This is a genomic window from Citrobacter sp. Cpo147, from assembly GCF_030332405.1.
GTDB lineage: Bacteria > Pseudomonadota > Gammaproteobacteria > Enterobacterales > Enterobacteriaceae > Citrobacter > Citrobacter portucalensis.
The window spans coordinates 1-631 of sequence record NZ_JAOWHX010000001.1; the positions used below are offsets into that span (position 1 = coordinate 1).

A 631-nucleotide genomic window follows, 5' to 3' on the forward strand; every position below is an offset into this window, starting at 1 on the left:
TGTCGGTTTTTAAGGCATTGGCGCGGATTTTAGTATGACTTTAACATCCATGCATCTGGCTGCATGACTATGCACCAGTGTAATATTCAGCGGCTGCGTTTCTGGTGTTTTTTCGTTATGTCTGTCGCCACTTTCTCGCGTCTGGCACCGGAAACGCAGCCAACCCCGTTTCAGTGGTGCGGGCAACGGATGTTATGGTAAATAACGTTGATATAAAGCTGGAAGTGAGTTTATTCGATATCGGCATTATCCAGTCTTTATCGCTGCCTGATTTTAGAAACTAGCGGCGTCTTTCTATGTATGGCGATGTTGCCCATTTGTACCCTGTATATCTCCCAACCTCTTCACCGTCCAATCCGCTCTTCTTGTAATAAAGAGTTGTTATGGAGAAGAAATCTCCAATATTTCTTAAGATAAGAGCCGCGTTGGGGGTTAACGTTAAAGCCAGTCCTATCTTGTTTTTTTCCTCCAGTAAAAGGATCTTCCCGGAAGTGCTTAATTTCTTATGAACGAATGTAGCTACGCATCCATCAGGCTGGTAACGCTCGAGCCACTTCCCATGTCTTGCCGTTATGTGTGTGGACCCAAAATAGCCATCCCCAATCTGTAGACGTATGGGCATGTCTGTAGA

General features: G+C 45.2%; 1 protein-coding gene. It reads right to left on the reverse strand.

Features of this window, described 5'->3' with window-relative positions:
- Positions 1 to 280: 280 nt before the first annotated feature.
- Positions 281 to 631 (reverse strand): hypothetical protein (locus tag OGY06_RS00005; protein ID WP_502872879.1); only part of this gene is annotated, 351 nt, incomplete at its 5' end.